This is a genomic window from Streptomyces sp. NBRC 110035 (assembly GCF_000829695.1).
Classification (GTDB): domain Bacteria; phylum Actinomycetota; class Actinomycetes; order Streptomycetales; family Streptomycetaceae; genus Streptomyces.
This window is the reverse complement of record NZ_BBNN01000050.1, coordinates 15,670-32,503: the sequence shown is the minus strand read 5'-3', so window position 1 is coordinate 32,503 and position 16,834 is coordinate 15,670. Positions and strand designations below refer to the sequence as shown.

12 protein-coding genes are annotated in these 16,834 nt (G+C 73.2%); 4 read left to right on the top strand and 8 right to left on the bottom strand.

The annotated features are described in order from the left end of the window. Positions 1–40 precede the first annotated feature (40 nt). From TU30_RS29865 to TU30_RS29830, 8 genes are all read right to left on the bottom strand, one after another. Positions 41–1,048, bottom strand: coding sequence for a beta-ketoacyl-ACP synthase III (locus tag TU30_RS29865; protein WP_042176032.1), 1,008 nt, complete (start codon positions 1,046–1,048; stop codon positions 41–43). Then, positions 1,045–2,037: a VlmB-like protein gene (locus tag TU30_RS29860; protein ID WP_042176029.1), complete on the bottom strand. Its 993-nt coding sequence runs from the start codon at positions 2,035–2,037 to the stop codon at positions 1,045–1,047. Before TU30_RS29860 ends, TU30_RS29865 begins: the two co-directional genes overlap by 4 nt. Continuing rightward, positions 2,034–2,591 (bottom strand): flavin reductase family protein, encoded by a 558-nt coding sequence (locus TU30_RS29855; RefSeq protein ID WP_042176027.1) that lies wholly within the window; start codon positions 2,589–2,591, stop codon positions 2,034–2,036. Before TU30_RS29855 ends, TU30_RS29860 begins: the two co-directional genes overlap by 4 nt. Continuing rightward, a complete protein-coding gene (locus tag TU30_RS29850; RefSeq protein WP_042176025.1) occupies positions 2,588–3,196 on the bottom strand; it encodes a hypothetical protein in 609 nt (202 codons plus the stop codon). The genes TU30_RS29855 and TU30_RS29850 overlap by 4 nt, the downstream gene beginning before the upstream one ends. Positions 3,197–3,217: 21 nt before the next feature. Continuing rightward, positions 3,218–3,700 (bottom strand): type II toxin-antitoxin system RatA family toxin, encoded by a 483-nt coding sequence (locus tag TU30_RS29845; RefSeq protein WP_042176023.1) that lies wholly within the window; start codon positions 3,698–3,700, stop codon positions 3,218–3,220. Between the two features lie 2 nt (positions 3,701–3,702). After that, on the bottom strand, positions 3,703–4,998 hold the full coding sequence (locus TU30_RS29840; RefSeq protein ID WP_042176021.1) for an aspartate aminotransferase family protein: 1,296 nt from the start codon (positions 4,996–4,998) through the stop codon (positions 3,703–3,705). A 135-nt stretch (positions 4,999–5,133) separates the two neighbouring features. Next, complete coding sequence (locus TU30_RS29835) at positions 5,134–6,273, bottom strand: acyl-CoA dehydrogenase family protein (protein WP_042176019.1); 1,140 nt, start codon at positions 6,271–6,273, stop codon at positions 5,134–5,136. Positions 6,274–6,318: 45 nt separating this feature from the next. Beyond that, on the bottom strand, positions 6,319–7,950 hold the full coding sequence (locus tag TU30_RS29830; protein ID WP_042176018.1) for an aldehyde dehydrogenase: 1,632 nt from the start codon (positions 7,948–7,950) through the stop codon (positions 6,319–6,321). Between the two features lie 258 nt (positions 7,951–8,208). On the opposite strand from TU30_RS29830, the gene TU30_RS29825 reads away from it, so the two are divergent. The 4 genes from TU30_RS29825 to TU30_RS29810 are packed head-to-tail and all read left to right on the top strand — an operon-like array spanning position 8,209 to position 16,813. Beyond that, entirely contained in the window at positions 8,209–8,415 is a 207-nt protein-coding gene (locus TU30_RS29825) for an acyl carrier protein (RefSeq protein WP_234308033.1), read from the top strand. Positions 8,416–8,426: 11 nt separating this feature from the next. After that, the gene (locus TU30_RS29820; protein ID WP_042176012.1) at positions 8,427–14,135 is read left to right on the top strand and encodes a type I polyketide synthase; all 5,709 of its coding nucleotides are present in this window, start codon (positions 8,427–8,429) and stop codon (positions 14,133–14,135) included. 18 nt (positions 14,136–14,153) lie between these two features. Then, entirely contained in the window at positions 14,154–15,770 is a 1,617-nt protein-coding gene (locus TU30_RS29815; protein ID WP_042176009.1) for a fatty acid--CoA ligase, read from the top strand. 38 nt (positions 15,771–15,808) lie between these two features. Continuing rightward, the gene (locus tag TU30_RS29810) at positions 15,809–16,813 is read left to right on the top strand and encodes an LLM class flavin-dependent oxidoreductase (RefSeq protein WP_042176007.1); all 1,005 of its coding nucleotides are present in this window, start codon (positions 15,809–15,811) and stop codon (positions 16,811–16,813) included. Positions 16,814–16,834 lie beyond the last annotated feature (21 nt).

Genomic DNA, 16,834 nt, shown 5'->3' with positions numbered 1-16,834 from the left:
TGTTGGCGGGGCCTGCCCGGGCCCCGCCCGTGACGGGACGTCAGATGGTCTGCACCTCGGGCCAGACCAGCGTGGTCGCGCCCCAGGACAGCCCGCCGCCGAACGCGGTCAGCAGCAGCCGGTGCCCGGCGGTGAGCCTTCCCTCCGCCGCGCTCTCGGCCAGCAGCAGCGGCAGTGAGGCGGCGCCGGTGTTGCCGACCCGTGCGATGTTGCTCAGCCGCCGTTCGCCGGAGATGCCGAGCCGCTCCGAGACCGCGTCCAGGATGCGGGCGTTGGCCTGGTGCGCGGCGAACCGGTCGACGTCGCACGGCCGCCAGTCGGCCCGCTCTGCCGCCTCGGTGGAGGCGACGGTCATCCGCTCCACCGCGTGCCGGTAGGTGTCGCGGCCCACCATCCGGAAGAAACGGTCCTCCGGCGCGGGCTCCCGGCCGGACGACCGCTGCCGCGACCCTCCGGCCGGCACCTCGATCAGATGGCTCAGCCCGCCGTCGCTGCCCAGCACGAGCGGGCCCACCGCGCCCGGCTCCCTGGGGGAGCCGGCCCGCAGCAGTACCGCGCCCGCGCCGTCCGCGAAGATCACCGCCGTGGTGCGGTCCTCGGGGTTGATGATCGTCGTGAACGCGTCCGCGGCAATCAGCAGCACCCGGTCCGTCACCCCGGCGGCGATCAGGCCCGCCGAACTGGCCAGGCCGTACAGGAAGCCGGAGCAGACGGCGGCCACGTCGAAGGCGGGCACCTCGCCGAGTCCGAGCCGCGCCGCGACCTGCGGCGCGGTGGCCGGGCACGGCTGGTCCGGGGTGGTGGTGGCCAGCACCACCGCGCCCGCCCGCCCGTCTCCCGCCGACTTCAGCGCCCGCAGGCCCGCCTCGACCGCCAGGTCGCTGGTCGCCGTGCCCGGGGCGACCACACAGCGCCGGGCGATCCCGGTGCGCGAGCGGATCCAGTCGTCCGAGGTGTCCAGGCTCCGGGCCAGATCCTCGTTGGTGACCACGTCGGGCGGGACGTACGACCCGATCCCGCAGACCACGGCGGCCCGTCGGGTGCTCACGCGCCCGGCCCCGGACTGCTGAGGACCTCCAGGGGCAGGCCCATGTAGGCCATCCGGGCCTCGGCCATCTCGTCGGTCCACCGCTCGGCCATGTCGTAGCGCTGCTCGGGAGTGGTGTCGAGCATCCGCACGCCGGGCCAGATCTCGTAGTCGCCGATCCGGTCGGCGTGCCGGAGCATGCCCTCCTGGAACAGCTCCTCGCGGTGGATCACGAACTCCCGGTCGGGGATCTCGTCCCACAGACGCACGCCGGCCCGCAGGATCTCCAGCAGGCGCGGACGGTACTCGGGGTGCGCGGCCGCGTGGTCGCGCAGGATGGTGCTGGCCACCGTCAGATGGCGGATCTCGTCGATCGCGGTGCCGCGGGAGATCTCGCCGGTGGCCGGGGACAGGGGAGTCCACTTGCGTTCGCTCAGCTCGGCGGCAGGCGCCAGCACGCCCTCGATGACGATGGCGAACACGGCGACACCGCCGGGGAAGTCGGCCTGGTCCCGGACGATGTCGAGGGTGAAGTCGACCACCGGGTCCAGCACCCGGGCGCGGTAGTCCCGGGCCATCTCGTCGATGCTCTTCAGGAGCGTGTCGGCCGGGATGCCCAGCTCCACCAGGTGGTTGCGGAACACCCGGGCGTGCCGTGCCTCGTCGAGCAACTGAGTGGCGTAGAACTCCATCTCGGGGATGCCGGGCGCGATCGACACGTAGTGGCCGAGCAGCCGGGTGGCCAGCTCCTCGGACAGCCCGCGCAGACCGAACTCCAGCACCAGCGCCTCGCGCAGCGGGCCCGGCTCCTTCAGGAAGTCCGGGACGATCGCGTCGTCGTGGTGGCCGGTCACGCCGCGGTCGCGCAGCGTGCCCTGGGCCACCGAGGTGATCCAGTAGGCGAGGTCGCACTCCTCGGGACCGAGGGTGAGTTCCTTCGCCCCGTCCAGCAGACCGGGCGCCTTGTCCCAGTCGGCCTCGGGGGCCACGAGTACCTTGGACTGCGTCATGACGCCGCGGCCTCCTTCGCCGGGTGCAGGGTGCCGGCGTGCAGGCGGCCGGCGTAACTCAGCAGGGGGTGCCCTTCGTCCGCCCTGGCGCGCACGACGTGGCCGAGCAGCAGCTCGCCGTCGCCCGCGGCGTGGGCGGAGTGGAAGCGGCAGGTGTAGTGGGCGAGCGCACCCGCGATGAGCGGGGCCTGCGCGTACGGGTCCGCCGTCCAGGCCAGGCCCGCGAACTGGGCGCTGCCGTCGGGACGCCCGCTGTCGGCGAACCGGCGGGCCACCTCCGCCTGCTCGCCGTCCAGCACGTTGATCGCGAACCGGCCCGTGGCGGCGGCCCGCCGCGCGAAGGACGACCCGGCCCGCAGCACGACGCCGACGAGCAGCGGCTCGCGCGAGACCAGGGTGACCGTGCTCGCGGTGGTGCCGTGCATCCGGCTCTGCGGGCCGGTGGTCAGCACCGACACCGGGGACGCCAGGTGGTAGAGCGCCCGGCGCCGTTCGGCCGGGTCCTGGCGGACGGGCCGGCGCGTGCGCGGGCCGGTCGCGGTGGCGGTGCTCATCGCAGCGCCTCCGCTTGCCTGGCCGCGGACTCTCCGGCCACGGCGGCCGGCGCCGGGGTCTCCTGCGCCGCGGCGGTGTCCTCCCGCGGCGCCGGCACCGGCTCGCGGACCGGGACGTGCCCGACTGGCACCGGGTCCGTCACATGCCCGACCGGATTGGGGTGCGGCAGGCCCAGGTCGTCCAGGAGCCGCAGGTAGCCGGGCTGGCGGACCGGCTCGAAGGGCAGCGCGAAGGACTTCATGAAGTTGCCGAACAGCCCGCGGTCGCCGAAGAGGTGGAAGGGCAGCACCAGCAGCGCCCACTCCGGCTTCACCAGCCAGCACCACAGCGCGGCCACGGCGGCCTGGGTGATGAGGCTGTGCATCACGTTGTACAGGACGTAGTACGCCTTGTGGATCGGCCGCCCGCCACTGCGCCGGAACGCGATCGCGCCCGGGATGTATCCGATCAGGTCGATGTAGAGGAAGAGGGCGATCGCCGGCAGCCAGCGGATCTCGTCGAAGTGGGCGATCATCAGGCCGGTGGTGACGGCGAAGCCCACCAAGTACTCGGCGCGGTGCAGCGAGTACGTGCGCGGTGTCTCGAACGGGTTTGCCTGGTCCATGGTCAGCAGCTCCCTGATGCGCTAGGCGCCGACTGCGGCGGACGGGGTGAGTTCGATGCCGCCGCTGATGCGCACGGCGGGGAACAGACCGGTCAGCGCCCAGGCCACGGTCTCCTTGATGACCCGCTCGGCGATCGGGTCGAGGATGCCCTCCAGACTCGGGATGCCGAAGTCGAAGTCGGCGTCGAAGCGGACCGCGACGTCGCCGCCGTCCTGCGTCACCGACCAGGTCCCCGAGAAGGAGTCGAAGTCCCCGTCGGACTGCTCGAAGCGGATCTCGCCCTGCTCCGGCAGCACGGTGTCGTCCTCGGTCCAGCGCAGCAGGCCGCTGCGGAAGTGCAGCTCCCAGCTGGAGGAGGCGGCGGGGTCGGGGTAGGCGGCGTGCACCGTGGTCGCGTTGACGTGGGGCGCCAGGTCAGGGAACCGCTCCCAGCGCCGTACGGCGTGCAGGACCGTCTCGGCCTGCTCCCCGGGTATCAGAGCATCGAGTTCGACGTGCCTCACGATCAGTTACCGCCTTCCGGCATCTTGGCCGCGCCCCGTACGAGGTCGCGGGTGGCCAGGTCGAAGGAGTTGAGGAGGAAGTCCACGTCGGTGTCGCCGAGCACGGCGGGCGGGGTGAACCGCACCACCGAGCTGCCGTTCATCGAATGGTTGGCGACCACGCCGTGGTTGAACAGTTCGATCAGCAACTCGCCGGCCAGCCCGGCCTCGACGAGCTCGACGCCGATCAGCAGGCCCCGGCCGCGCACGTCCACCACGAGGTCGGGGATGTTGCGGCGCGCGATCTCGGTGATCGCCGGCAGCAGCCGGGCGCCGAGGTCCATCGCCCTGGTGACCAGGCGCTCCTCCTTCACGGCCCGGATGGCGCCCTGGACCGCGGCCATCAGTACCGGCTGGCCGGAGAACGTGGCGGTGTGGACGTAGGGGTCCTTGTCGAAGGGACGGAAGGCCTTGCGGGTGGCGACGGCCGCCGAGACCGGCATCACCCCGCCGCCGAGCGCCTTGCCGGCGAGCAGGACGTCCGGGACGACGCCCTCGATGTCGGCGCCCCACCACTCGCCGAGCCGGCCGAAGCCGGACTGCACCTCGTCGAGGACCAGGAAGCCGTCGTACTCGCGCACCAGCTCCTCGACGCGCTTGAGGTAGCCCTTCGGCGGGATGATCACACCGCCCTCGCCCTGGACCGGTTCGAGGATGACGCACACCTCGCCCGGGTGGGCGGCGAGTTCGGCCTCCAGGGCGTCGGCGTCACCGAAGGGCAGGTGCAGGAAGTCGGGCACCAGCGGGCGGAACGGCCGCTGGTAGACCTCCTTGGCGGTGGCCGACAGCGCGCCGAGGGTCTTGCCGTGGTAGCCGCCGCGCATGGAGACCGTGCGCTTGAAACCGCCCGCGCGGGCCAGTTTCAGGCCGGTCTCCACCGCCTCCGCCCCCGACAGCGCGAAGTGCACCCGGTCCAGACCGGGCGGCAGCACCGAGACCAGCGCCTCGGCCGCGCGGGCCACGGTGGGCTCCAGCAGGATGCGGGTCGCGGTGGGGTGGGTGCGCAGCTGGCGCTCCACCTCCTCCATCACGATCGGGTGGCGGGCGCCCATCACGAACACGCCGTAGCCGCCGGCGTTGAGGAAGCGCTCACCGTCGCTGGTGGTGAGCCAGGCGCCCTCGGACGCCACCTCCATGTGGCTGCCGAACAGTTCGGCGAGCGTGGCCCGGCCCTTGCTCAGATGCGCGCGGTACAGGCCGAGAACTTCTGCCTCGGTGTCGGCGGACGAAGCCGCCGGGGCTTCTTGGATGACGGTCACGTGTGGCTCACTCCAAGGGGTCGTGGGGTCTTGCGGACAGGACCGGGACCGTGCCGCGGCCGGGGGCCTGTCCGGCCGCGGCAGCGGTGCCGTGACCGGGCTTTCACCGGCCGGCGAACCGTCCCGGCCGCGGCCCTAGGCGAGGACGAGCTCGCCACCGCCGAACCAGCGCAGCAGCGGCTCGGCGGCGGCGGCGCGCGACGGTGGGTGGAAGGCCAGGGCCCGCAGCGCGGCCGCGGCCTGTGCCGGACCGGAGCCGCGGATGAAGTCCAGGCCGCCCAGCAGTTCCAGGGCGCGGGAGGCGATGTCGGGCAGGGCGTTCTGCACGGCGTACCGGGCCACCAGTACGCGGGCCACCGACTCCTCGTCACCGGGCTCCGAGCCGGTCGCCCGCGCGACGCCCTCCAGCAGCGCGACCGCGGTCTCCATGTCCACGGCGAGGGAGGCCCGCTCCGCCACGCTGCCGCGCTCGCGCTCCAGCACCTGCTCCACGAGCTCCAGCGCACCGCCCGCGTACCCGGCGGAGATCAGCAGCTCGAACCAGACGAACCCGGCCGACTGGAGGTCGTCGAGGCGGTGCGGGTCGTCGGCGCCGGCCCGCACGACCATGCCGGCCGGTACGAACACGTCCTCCAGCCGCACCTCTTCGCTCTCCGCGCCCGCCAGCAGGTCGTTACCCCAGTACGGGTGCACGGTCAGGCCGGGCGCGTCGGCCGGCACCAGGGCGAGCGCCAGCTCCGGCTCGCCGTCGTCGGCGTGGATGGCGACGCTCGCCGTGAGCAGGCTCATCGAACGGGACAGGCTGCACGGCTTCTTGGCGCCGGTGAGCAGGAACCCGTCGCGCACCGGGCGGGCGGTCACGGCCGGCTTGAGGATGTTCTGCGCCGTCCGGCCCTCGGCCCAGCCGGACGCCATCACCCGCTGGTCGGGCACGATCCGGCGCAGCAGGGCCGTCTGCTCGTCGGTCAGCCGGCCCGCATTGACGGCCAGCGAGTACAGCATCGCGGTGGTGAAGTGGTGCATCGACACGGCCGCCACCAGCGACGGGGACACGGCGCCCAGGGCCAGCTGGACCCGCATCGCGTCCAGGGCGTCGGCGCCGTGGCCGCCGTACTCCTCGGGGATCAGCAGACCGACCCCGCCGTGGATGCGGAACAGGTCGATCACCGGGCTGCCGGGCCGCTCGCGATCGGTGTACGGGATCTTGTCCAGCTCCTTGAGCAGACCCGGGTGGAAGCGCTCGCAGACGGAGCGGGCGAGGTCGAGGGAACGCAACGGAAGCCTCCATCGAAAACGGCGGGGTACAGGGGCGGAGGGCGGTCAGGCGCCGAACACCGCGTCGTACGGGCTGACGCCGCGGGCGATGCTGACGCCCTGCACGTGGGAGGTCTTGAGCATCGGGTAGTTGGCCTCGCCGAAGGCGCCGCCGGTGCGGCCGGTGCCGCCGTGGCTGGGCAGGTAGGGCAGGAAGCCGATGTGGGAGTCGTTGACCTTCAGCAGGCCGCCGTTGACGACCCGCCGCACGAAGGTCTCGATGACGTGGTCGGAACGCGACCACAGGGAGTTGCGCAGCCCGTAGTCGTTGCTGTTGACGAAGCGCAGGAACGCCTCCAGGAGGGCGTCGTCGTCCTCCCGCTCGGCAACCACGATCGGCACCAGCGGGAAGAACGTCTCCTCGCGCACCACGTCGTAGGTGCGCGCCCGGTCCAGGCCGTCCACGCGCACCACCGTCGGCTGGAGGAAGACCCCCGTCTCCGAGGGCGTGCCGTCCAGTTCGGTGCGGTGGCCGCCGGTGACCAGCTCGGCGCCGTTGTCCAGCGCCTGCCGCAGCAGCCGGAAGAACCGCTCGCTGCGCCGCACCGGCGACAGCAGCACGTCCTCCTCCTCGGGCAGGCCCGGTCGGATGCCCTTGACCTGCTCCTTCACCTCGGCGATCAGGCTGTCCGCGATGTCCGGGTGCACCAGCACGTAGTTGGGCACCATGCAGATCTGGCCGGAGCCGTAGAAGGCCTCGGTGATGGCCTCGGCCGCCCACTTGACGTCCGCGTCCTTCCACACCACGATGCCGTCGTTGCCCGCCAGTTCGAGGATCGGCTTCTTGCCGTGCGCCACGCACTGCTGCTCGAAGCGCAGGCCCTCCTGGCTGCCGCCGATGTAGAAGATGTCGTTGATCAGCGGATCCGCTATCCAGCGGTCCATGGTCTGCTTGGGGTTGCTGCACACCGCGTTGAGCACCCCGGCCGGCGCGTCCATCTCCTCCAGCAGCGGCGCCACCACGTCCCGCAGCAGCCACATGGTGCTCAGCGCGATGCTGCGCGGCGCCCGCACCACCACCGCGTTGCCGGCCATCAGCGCCAGCACGCACAGGGCGGCGCTCGGCAGGGGTGCGTTCTGCGGCGGGTTGAAGGCCACCACACCGTCGGGCTGGCGGTGCAGCACCAGCGTGCGGCCGGCGTACTCCTTCTCCACCCGCATCTGCTTGGTGTACCAGCGCAGGGAGCCCGGGGAGTAGATCTGCAGCAGGCAGCTCAGCTCCCAGCGGGCCAGCTTGACCGGGTGGGATTCGGCGACCAGCATGCGCAGGAACTCGTCCTGGTGCTTGATGAGTTCCTCGCGGAACCGGGTGCCCAGCCGCATCCGCCGCTCCAGCGGCACGGCCGCCCAGTCGGGTGCGGCGGCGGCCGCGGCCTGCGTGGCCAGGTCGATGGACGCGTCGTCCGCGACCGCGCAGCGCCCGACGACGTACGGGTGCCTGGCCGCCTCCGACTCCGGGTCCTGCTCCAGGGCGCGCTTCAGGCTCACGCTGGTGAACACGTCTTCCAGCAGGGACCGGCCGCTGACGGTGTACACCCACCCGTCACCCGCGACGTCCTTGCCCGCGATGTAGAGGTCATAGCTCTTGATATCGGAAGGTGCCTCGGCACTCTCCTCCTGCGCGGCTTCGCGAAGCATCTTCAGCCTTTCACCTTTGGCGAGCGGATTTTTCGGAGCAGTGCGAGCGTGGCAGCGGAATCTGACCCGGCGCTGACAGGGGGCTGATTCAGCCAAGCCGGCCCCGCCGTCCGTCAGTGGGGCGTCAGCCTGCGCTGCTTGCATGACCGCATGCCACCCGTCGACAGCACTGTCCAGCGCCTGCGTGATTTGCCGCGCGCCGAACTCGCCGAAGAAATCGAATCGATCGTCCTGAAGAAATTCAGGTCGGTTCTCCTCATGGACGAATCCGAGGACCTCCCGCTCGACATCAGCTATTTCGATCTGGGCCTCACCTCACTGCGGCTGACCGAGATACGGCAGAGCCTGGAGCGGCTCCTTGATCTCTCCATCAACGTCAACGTGCTCTTCAACGAGCCGACGGTCGCCCATCTGGTGGACCACCTGACCCAGGCCGTCCAGGACAGTTCCTCTCAGGGAAGCTAAGGAGTCTCTCCATGCCGCGTGCGGAGTCCCAGCAGCCGCCCGAGCCGGTCGCGATCGTCGGAATCGGTCTGCGATTCCCCGGCGGCAGCACCTCGCCCGACGAGTTCGACACCTTCCTGCGGGAGGGACGCAGCGGGATCGGCCCGATCCCGCAGGACCGGTGGGACGTGGCCGCGTTCACCCCCGAGACCCCCGAGGACAAGGGGAAGATCCACACCACCGCGGGGGGCTTCCTCGACCGGGTGGACCTCTTCGACGCCGCCTTCTTCAACATCTCCCCGAAGGAGGCCCGGTACATGGACCCCCAGCAGCGCCTGCTGCTGGAGACCGCCTGGCAGGCCCTGGAGCACGCCAACATCGACCCGGCACCGCTGCGCCGCGGCAACGGCGGCGTCTACGTCGGCGCCAGCTCCATCGACTACGCGCTCGAGCTGGAGTCCCTGCCGTACGAGGAGATGGACGGCCACCTGGCCTCCGGCATCACGATGTTCCCGCTGTCGGGCCGGCTGTCATACTTCCTGGGGTGGCGCGGGCCCAGCATGAGCGTCGACACCGCCTGCTCGTCCTCCCTGGTCGCACTGCACCTGGCGGTGCAGGCCCTGCGCTCCGGCGAGACCGACATCGCGCTGTGCGGCGGCGTCAACGCCCTGCACCACCCGCGCATCCCGGTGATGTTCTCCAACGCACGGATGCTCGCCCCGGACGGGCAGTGCAAGACCTTCGACGAGTCGGCCGACGGCTACGCGCGCGCCGAGGGCTGCGGCGTCCTGGTCCTCAAGCTGCTCTCGGACGCCGAGCGTGACGGCGACCGGGTGCTTGCCCTGGTGCGCGGCACCGCCGTCGGCCAGGACGGCGACAGCGCCGGACTGACCGTGCCCAACGGCCCCGCTCAGGAGAAGGTGATCCGCGCCGCGCTGGCCACGGCCCGCCTCGACCCCGAGGACATCCAGTACGTGGAGGCGCACGGCACCGGCACCCCGCTCGGCGACCCGATCGAGTTCGGCGCCATCGGAGACGTGTTCGCCGAGTCGCACACCGCCGACAACCCCGTGCTCGCCGCGTCGGTGAAGACCAACCTGGGCCACATGGAGCCGGCCTCCGGCATCGTCGGCGTCATCAAGACGGTGCTGCAGCTGCGCTCCGGCACCATCTACCCGCACCTTAACCTCACCACCCCGTCCGGGCGCATCCCCTGGGACCTCTACCCGCTGCGCGTGCCGACCGCATGCGAGCCATGGCGGGCCGAGGTGCGCCGCGCGGTCGTGAACAGCTTCGGCTTCGCCGGCACCATCGGCGCGGTGGTCCTGGAGCAGGCACCGGCGGCGAGCCCCGCGCCGCAGTCCTTCGGCCCGCCCGCCGCCCCGCTGTTCACCCTCTCCGCCAAGAGCTCCGCCGCCCTGCGCGAGCAGGCCGCGAACCACCGGCGGCTGCTCGACGAGCGGCCCGGCCTCCCCCTCGACGCCCTCTGCCACACCGCCAACGTCGCCCGCACCCACCATCCCTACCGCGTCGCCGCCCCGGTCGCCGACCGCGCCGCCCTGGCCCGGCTCCTGGACCGGGCGGCCGGCCAGGACCACGAGGGCCCCAGCGGCATCCGCAAGACGGCCTTCATGTTCACCGGCCAGGGCTCCCAGTACGCCGGCATGGGCGCCGCCCTCTACGAGGCCCTCCCGGAGTTCCGCTCCCACGTCGACGCGTGCGACCGGCTGTTCGCGGAGCACCTGGACCGCTCCGTGCGCGACCTGCTGCTCGGCACCGCCGACGACCCCGGGGCGATCGACCGCACCGAGTACACCCAGCCCGCCCTGTTCGCCCTCGAGTACGCCCTCGCCCGGCAGTGGATGGCCTGGGGCGTGCGCCCCAACGTGCTCGTCGGGCACAGCATCGGCGAGGTCGTCGCCGCCGCGGTCGCCGGCCTGTTCAGCCTCCCCGACGCCGTGCGGCTGGTCGCCGCGCGGGCCCGGCTGATGCAGGCGGTGCGCGCCGAGGGCGGCATGGCCGCGGTCGCCGCCCCCGCCGAGGACGTCGAGCCGCTCCTGGAGAGCCGCCCCGACCTCGCCCTGGCCGCGGTCAACGCCCCCGACCAGTGCGTCGTCTCCGGCGCCCTCCCCGCCCTGGACGAGGTCTGCGCCATCCTCAAGGAGCGCGGCGTGCGCGTCGACCGGCTCGCGGTCTCCCACGCCTTCCACTCCCCGCAGATGGCCGAGGTCTACGACGACTTCCGCACCGCTCTCGACGGCATCGAGTTCCACGAGCCGGCCATCAGCCTGATCTCCAACGTGACCGGGCGGCTCGCCCGGTTCCGCGACATCGGCACCCCCGACTACTGGGTGCGGCACATCGGCGAACGCGTGCGCTTCCTGGACGGCATCCGCGCGGTGGCCCGGCGCGGCCGGCACGCCATGATCGAGATGGGCCCGCAGGCCGCGCTGACCGCGCTCGCCCGGCGCGGCGTCGCCGCCGAGGACCACCTGTGGCTGGCCAGCCTGCGCCGCCGGGACCGGACGGCCACCACCACCCTGACCGCACTCGCCGAGTACTACGCCGCCGGACTCACCGTCTCCTGGTCCGGCTACCATGCCGGGCACGCCGTGCCGGCCAAGGCGGATCTGCCCACCTACGCCTTCCAGCGAAAGCGCTACTGGCTGCCGGCCGCCGGACCCCGCCGCGCCGCCGCGGGCGGCACCGCCCGCCACCCGCTGCTCGGCACCGAGGAGCGCTTCGCCTCGGGGGTACGGGAGTTCACCGCGGAGTTCACCGCCGAGGACCTCGGCCCGCTCGCCGACCTGGCCGACGGTGGACGCACCACCCTGCCCGCCGGGGCCTACGTCGACCTGCTGTTCGCGGTCCAGGACGCGGTCCGGGGCCACGCCCGGTCCGCCGTGCGCGACCTCCGGCTGCTCGCGCCGCTCGACGTTCCCGCCGAGACCAGGATTGCCCTGACCACCCGCTGGCGGCCGCTGCCGGGCGGGGGCGCCGAGGTGGCGGTGTTCACGGTCGTCGGCGGCGAGGAGGACGTGCACGCCACCGCGGTGATCGCCGCCGATCCCGAACCGGTGGTCCCCGTCTCCGAACTGGCCGAACTGGACGCGGGCCTCGCCCCCGCCGGAACGCAGATCGACGACGAGGACATCTACACCGACCTCGCCTCCGTCGGCCGCCCGCACGGCTCCCGGATGCGGCTGCTGCTGCGCGCCGCCCGGCACGCCGACGGTCTGGTCACCGGGGAGCTGACCGGCCGGAACGCCTCCGCCGTCGAACACGTGCCGGCGGAACTCGTGGAGGCCGCCGTCCAGGCGTGCGTCGCCCTCGACCCCGAGGGCCCAGTGTTCGTGCCCCGCGGCGTCGCCTCGGTCCGCCACTTCCGCAAGCCCCGCGGCGAGGAGCTGCGCGTTCTCGCCCGGGTGCACGGAGACCAGGACCGCCGCACCGCCGACGTGCTGCTCCTGGAGAACGGCGACCCGGTCGCCGAACTGCTCGGCGTCCGCCTGGCCCGCCCCGAGGGCAGCACCGGCCGCCGCCGGTTCCTGCACCGCCCCGAGTGGGTCCGCCGCGCCCTGCCCGCACCGCAGACCACCGCCCCCGCCCGGCACGTCGTGCTGCTCGACCCGTCGCCCGCCCGCGCCGCCGACCTCGCCGGACGGCCCGGCCTGAAGGTCACCCGGGGCGCCGGCCTCACCGAACTAAAGGCGGCCCTGGAGGACCCCACCGTCACCGACGTCTGCCGCGTATGGCGGCAGTTCCCGCAGACCATGTCCGCCGACCGGCTGCGCGCCGAGTGCGAGGAGAACTACCGCGAACTGCTCGCCCTGATCACCGCGCTGGACGCCGCGGGCACCCCCCGGCCGCCCCGCCTGTGGCTGGTGACCGAGGGAGCCCAGTGGCTGCCCGGCGACCCGGCCGGCGACGGCGGGCACCTGGCCGCCGCCACGCTCTGGGGCTTCGGCCGGGTGCTGCTCACCGAGTACCCCCAGTACCGGGCCACCCTGGTCGACGTCGCCCCCGGCAGCGGCCTGACCCCGCTGCTGGAGGAGTGGCACGCCGAACCGCCCGGCGAGTACCAGGTCGCCCACCGTCCGAACCGCCGCTACGTCCGCCGGCTCCTCTCCGGCGACGCCCCGCTCACCTGGTCCGGCGGCTTCGAGCTGCGCGCCCCCTACTCGGGCGACCTGTCCGACCTCGCGTTGGTCGCCGCCACGGACGTGCCCCCGGCGGCCGACGAGGTCCAGATCCGCGTCCGGTCGGTCGGCCTGACCGCCGACGACGCCCGCACCGCCCTGGACACCGGCCGCGCGGAGCGCGAGGAACTGCTCGGCGCGCAGGAGGAGCCCCCGCCGCTGCTCGGCACCGCGGCCACCGGCACGGTCCTCGCCGCGGCCGAGGGCACCGGGTTCGCGCCGGGCGACGACGTCCTCGTACGCCGCGACGGCACGTTCCGCTCAACGCTCACCGTCCCCGCGGCGGCCGTGGTGCACGCCTCGCTCGCCGAAGAGGACGACGGCGCCCGGCACTTCCGCCTCGACGAGACCGGCGAAGCGCTGCGGTCCGCCCTGTCGGACCCGTCGGGACAGTCCTGGGTGACCCTCCCGGACGCCCCCGAGGCGGAGCCCGCCGCCCCCGCCGAGGAGGTCCCGGCCGCCCTGCGCCCGGACCGCACCTACCTCGTCACCGGCGGTCTGGGCGGCCTCGGCCTGGTCACCGCCCGCAAGCTGATCGCCCTCGGCGCCCGCCACCTGACGCTGGTCAGCCGCAGCGGACGGCCCACCGAGGAGGCCGCCCCCGTCCTCGCCGACCTCGCCGGGCACGCCGAACTCGACCTGGTACAGGCCGACATCGGCCGTGCCGAGGACGTGCGGCGGCTGGTGCGGCACCTCGCGGCCGGCCCGCACCCGGTGGGCGGGATCGTGCACGCCGCTGGCGCCTACGACAAGAAGCTCGTCGCCGAGCTGACCTGGGAGGCCATCGACGCCCAGCTGGAGGCCAAGGCGTACGGCGGCTGGCTGCTGCACGAGGCCGCCCAGTCCTCCTTCCCGGAACTGGACTTCTTCGTCACCTACTCCTCGATCGCCTCGGTCCTCGGCGGCGCCACCCAGGGCCACTACGCCGCGGCCAGCGCCGCCCTCGACGCCCTGGCCGAGTGGCGCGTCCGGCGGGGCGTGCCCGGCCTGTCGGTGAACTGGGGCGCCTGGGCACGGGTCGGCATGTCGGCCCGCCTGGAGGAGCACCTCAGCCAGGAGATCGAACGCAGCGGGGTGCGCTTCTTCTCCCCGACCCGCGCCCTGGACACCCTGGCCAGGCTCTGGGGACGCCCCCGCACCCAGCGGGTGGTCGGCGAGTTCGACTGGGACCGCTACGTCTCGGGCAGCGTCACCGGCGACCTGTTCTACGACCGGCTCGCCCGCAACGCCTCCGACGACGGCACCGGCCCCGACCTCGCCGCGCTCGCCGCCCTCCCGCCGGCCGAGCGGACCGCCGCCGTGACCGGGGTCGTCCGCGAGAAGGTCGCCGTCGTCCTGCACCTGGAGGAGGGCGACGAACTGAACCCGAACACCGAGTTCGTCTCGTTGGGCCTGGACTCGCTGATGGCCCAGCAGGTCAAGGCCGCCCTGGAGCAGGCGTTCCGGCTGCCCCTGCCGGCCTCGCTCACCCACGACCACCCGACCGTGCGGCAGCTGGCCCAGTTCCTCTGCGGGCAGCTCGAGCCGGTGCCGGCCGCCTGACGCACACAAGGACGGATCATGACTGACATATCCAGCGGCACACCGAGGGAGCGCTGGACGCTCGCCCACTCCTCACGGGCCCACGCCGGCAGCCGGCCGGACCACCCGGCGATCATCTGCGAGGGCCGCGTCACCACCTACGACAAGCTGCACCGCGACAGCAACCGTGCCGCGCACGCCCTGCGCGCCGGCGGCGTGCGGCGCGGCGACCGGGTCGCCTACCTGGGTCGCGAGTCGGAGAACTACTACGTGGTGATGCTCGCCTGCGCCAAGGCGGGCGCGGTCCTGGTGCCGGTCAACTGGCGGCTCACCCCGACCGAGGTGGACCACATCCTGCGCGACTCCGGCGCCGCCCTGATCTTCGTCGACGACGAGTTCTGGGACAGCGTCGCCGCGGTGCGCCACCAACTGCCCGGTCTGCGGCGGGTGATCCGCGTCGACGGCACCGACGCCGACGGCGAACCCGCCCGCGGCACGGGCCTGCCCGCCTGGACCGCCGACCAGCCCGACTCCGAGCCGGTGCCGGGCACCGGCCCCGACGACGCCGTGGTGCAGATCTACACCAGCGGCACCACCGGACTGCCCAAGGGCGCCGTCCTCGCCCACCGCAGCTTCTTCACCCTGCCGCACGCGATGCGCGAGCACGGCGTCGCCTGGATCGACTGGCTGCCCGACGACGTCAGCCTCATCTCGCTGCCGGGGTTCGGCGTCGCGGGCATCGGCTGGTTCCTGCACACCTTCAACGCGGGCGGCACCAACGTGATCATGCCGCAGTTCGACCCGCAGGCAGCGGTCCGGCTGATCCGCACCCACAAGGTCACCACCACCTTCGCGGCCCCCGCCATGCTCCAGATGATGGCCGTCGAACGCGGCGCGGGACCGGAGGCGTTCACCTCCCTGCGCAAGATCGCCTACGGCGCGGCGCCCATGTCCGAGACCCTGCTCAAGCAGTGCCTGGAGACCTACGGCTGCGAGTTCGCGCAGATCTACGCCAGTACCGAGACCGGCAGTGTGGCGGTGTGCCTGCCGCCCGAGGCGCACCACCCGGGCAGCCCGGTACTGGACTCGGTCGGCAGGCCGTGCCCCGGCAACGAGGTCAAGGTGATCGGCCCCGACGGCGACCCCCTCCCGCCCGGGGCGATCGGCCAGATCTGCGTGCGCGCCCCGTCCCGGATGCTCGGCTACTGGAACCTGCCCGAGGCCACCGCGCGCACCCTGGTGGGGGAGTGGCTGCACATGGGGGACGCCGGCTACCTCGACGAGGACGGCCACCTCCACCTGTGCGACCGCATCAACGACACCATCATCGTCGCCGGGCAGAACATCTACCCGGCCGAGGTCGAGAAGGCGCTCGCCGCGCACCCGGCCGTGGCGGACGCCGCCGTCGTCGGCCTGCCCGACGAGCACTGGGGCGAGAGCGTGCACGCGGTCGTCGTCCTGCGCCCCGGCGCCGAGGCGCACCCGCGCGAGCTGCTGCTCTCCCTGCGCGGCCGGCTCGCCGACTACAAGATCCCCACCGCCTACCACTTCACCGACTCCCTGCCCCGCAACCCCTCCGGCAAGATCCTGCGCCGCGCGGTGCGGGAGCGGCTGACGGCACCGGCCCCGGACCCGCTGGCCGGCACGGTCGCATGACACCGCGACAGCCACCGCGCACAGAAAGGTCGTCGCCCATGAACGGGCCCCTGCACGTCGGCATCCTGCTGCCCACCCGGGAACAGGCCATCAACGGCACCTACGCGGCGGCCCCGCTGCTGGGCTTCGCCCGGCAGGCCGAGGCCCTGGGATTCGACTCCCTCTGGGCGGGCGACTCACTCACCGCCCGCCCCCGCCTGGACCCGCTCGTCGTCCTGGCCGCCGCTGCCGCCGCCACCGAGCGGATCACCGTCGGCACCGCCGCCCTGACCCCGGCCCTGCGCCACCCGCTGATCGGCGCCAACATGGTCGCGAGCCTCAGCCACGTGGCCGCGGGCCGGCTGGTCCTCGGGCTCGGCTCCGGCTTCCCCATGCCCGAGACGGAGGAGGAGTTCGCCTCGGTCGGCGCCGGCTTCACCGGCCGCGTCGGACGCCTCGACGAGATCACCGCCCTGTGGCGCACGGCCTGGCGCGCCGGACAGGAGGGCGAACCGGCCGACTTCCAGGGCAGGTACTGGCAGGCCGACCGCCTCGACCGGCTGCCCTCCCCGGCCACCGCCGGCGGCCCGCCGCTGTGGCTGGCCGGCAGCGACACCCCCAAGGTGCTCGCCCGCGCCGCCACCCGCTACGACGGCTGGCTGCCGTTCCTGCCCGACCCCGACGCCTACGGCCGGGCCCGCCGCCGGATCGCCGAGCTCGCCGAGGAGGCGGGCCGCCCCGCCGGCGCCGTCACCCCCGCCCTGTACGCGACGATCACGGTGAACCGCGACGAGCGGGCGGCCGAGGCCGAACTGGAGCACTACATCAGCCACTACTACGGCCGTTCCCTCGGTCAGATGCGCACCATCCAGGCTTACGCCTGGGGCAGCGCCGAGCAGTGCGCCGAATGGCTCGGCGGCTACGTCCGGGCCGGCGCCCGCCACCTGGTCCTGAGGATCGGATCGCTCGACCCGGAACCGCAGTTGAAGGAGATCGCCGAGGTGCTGCTGCCCGCGGTACGCGCCCTCGACCCGTCCACCACCGTGGGGAGTACACAGTCGTGACCAGTACCACCAACGCAACGG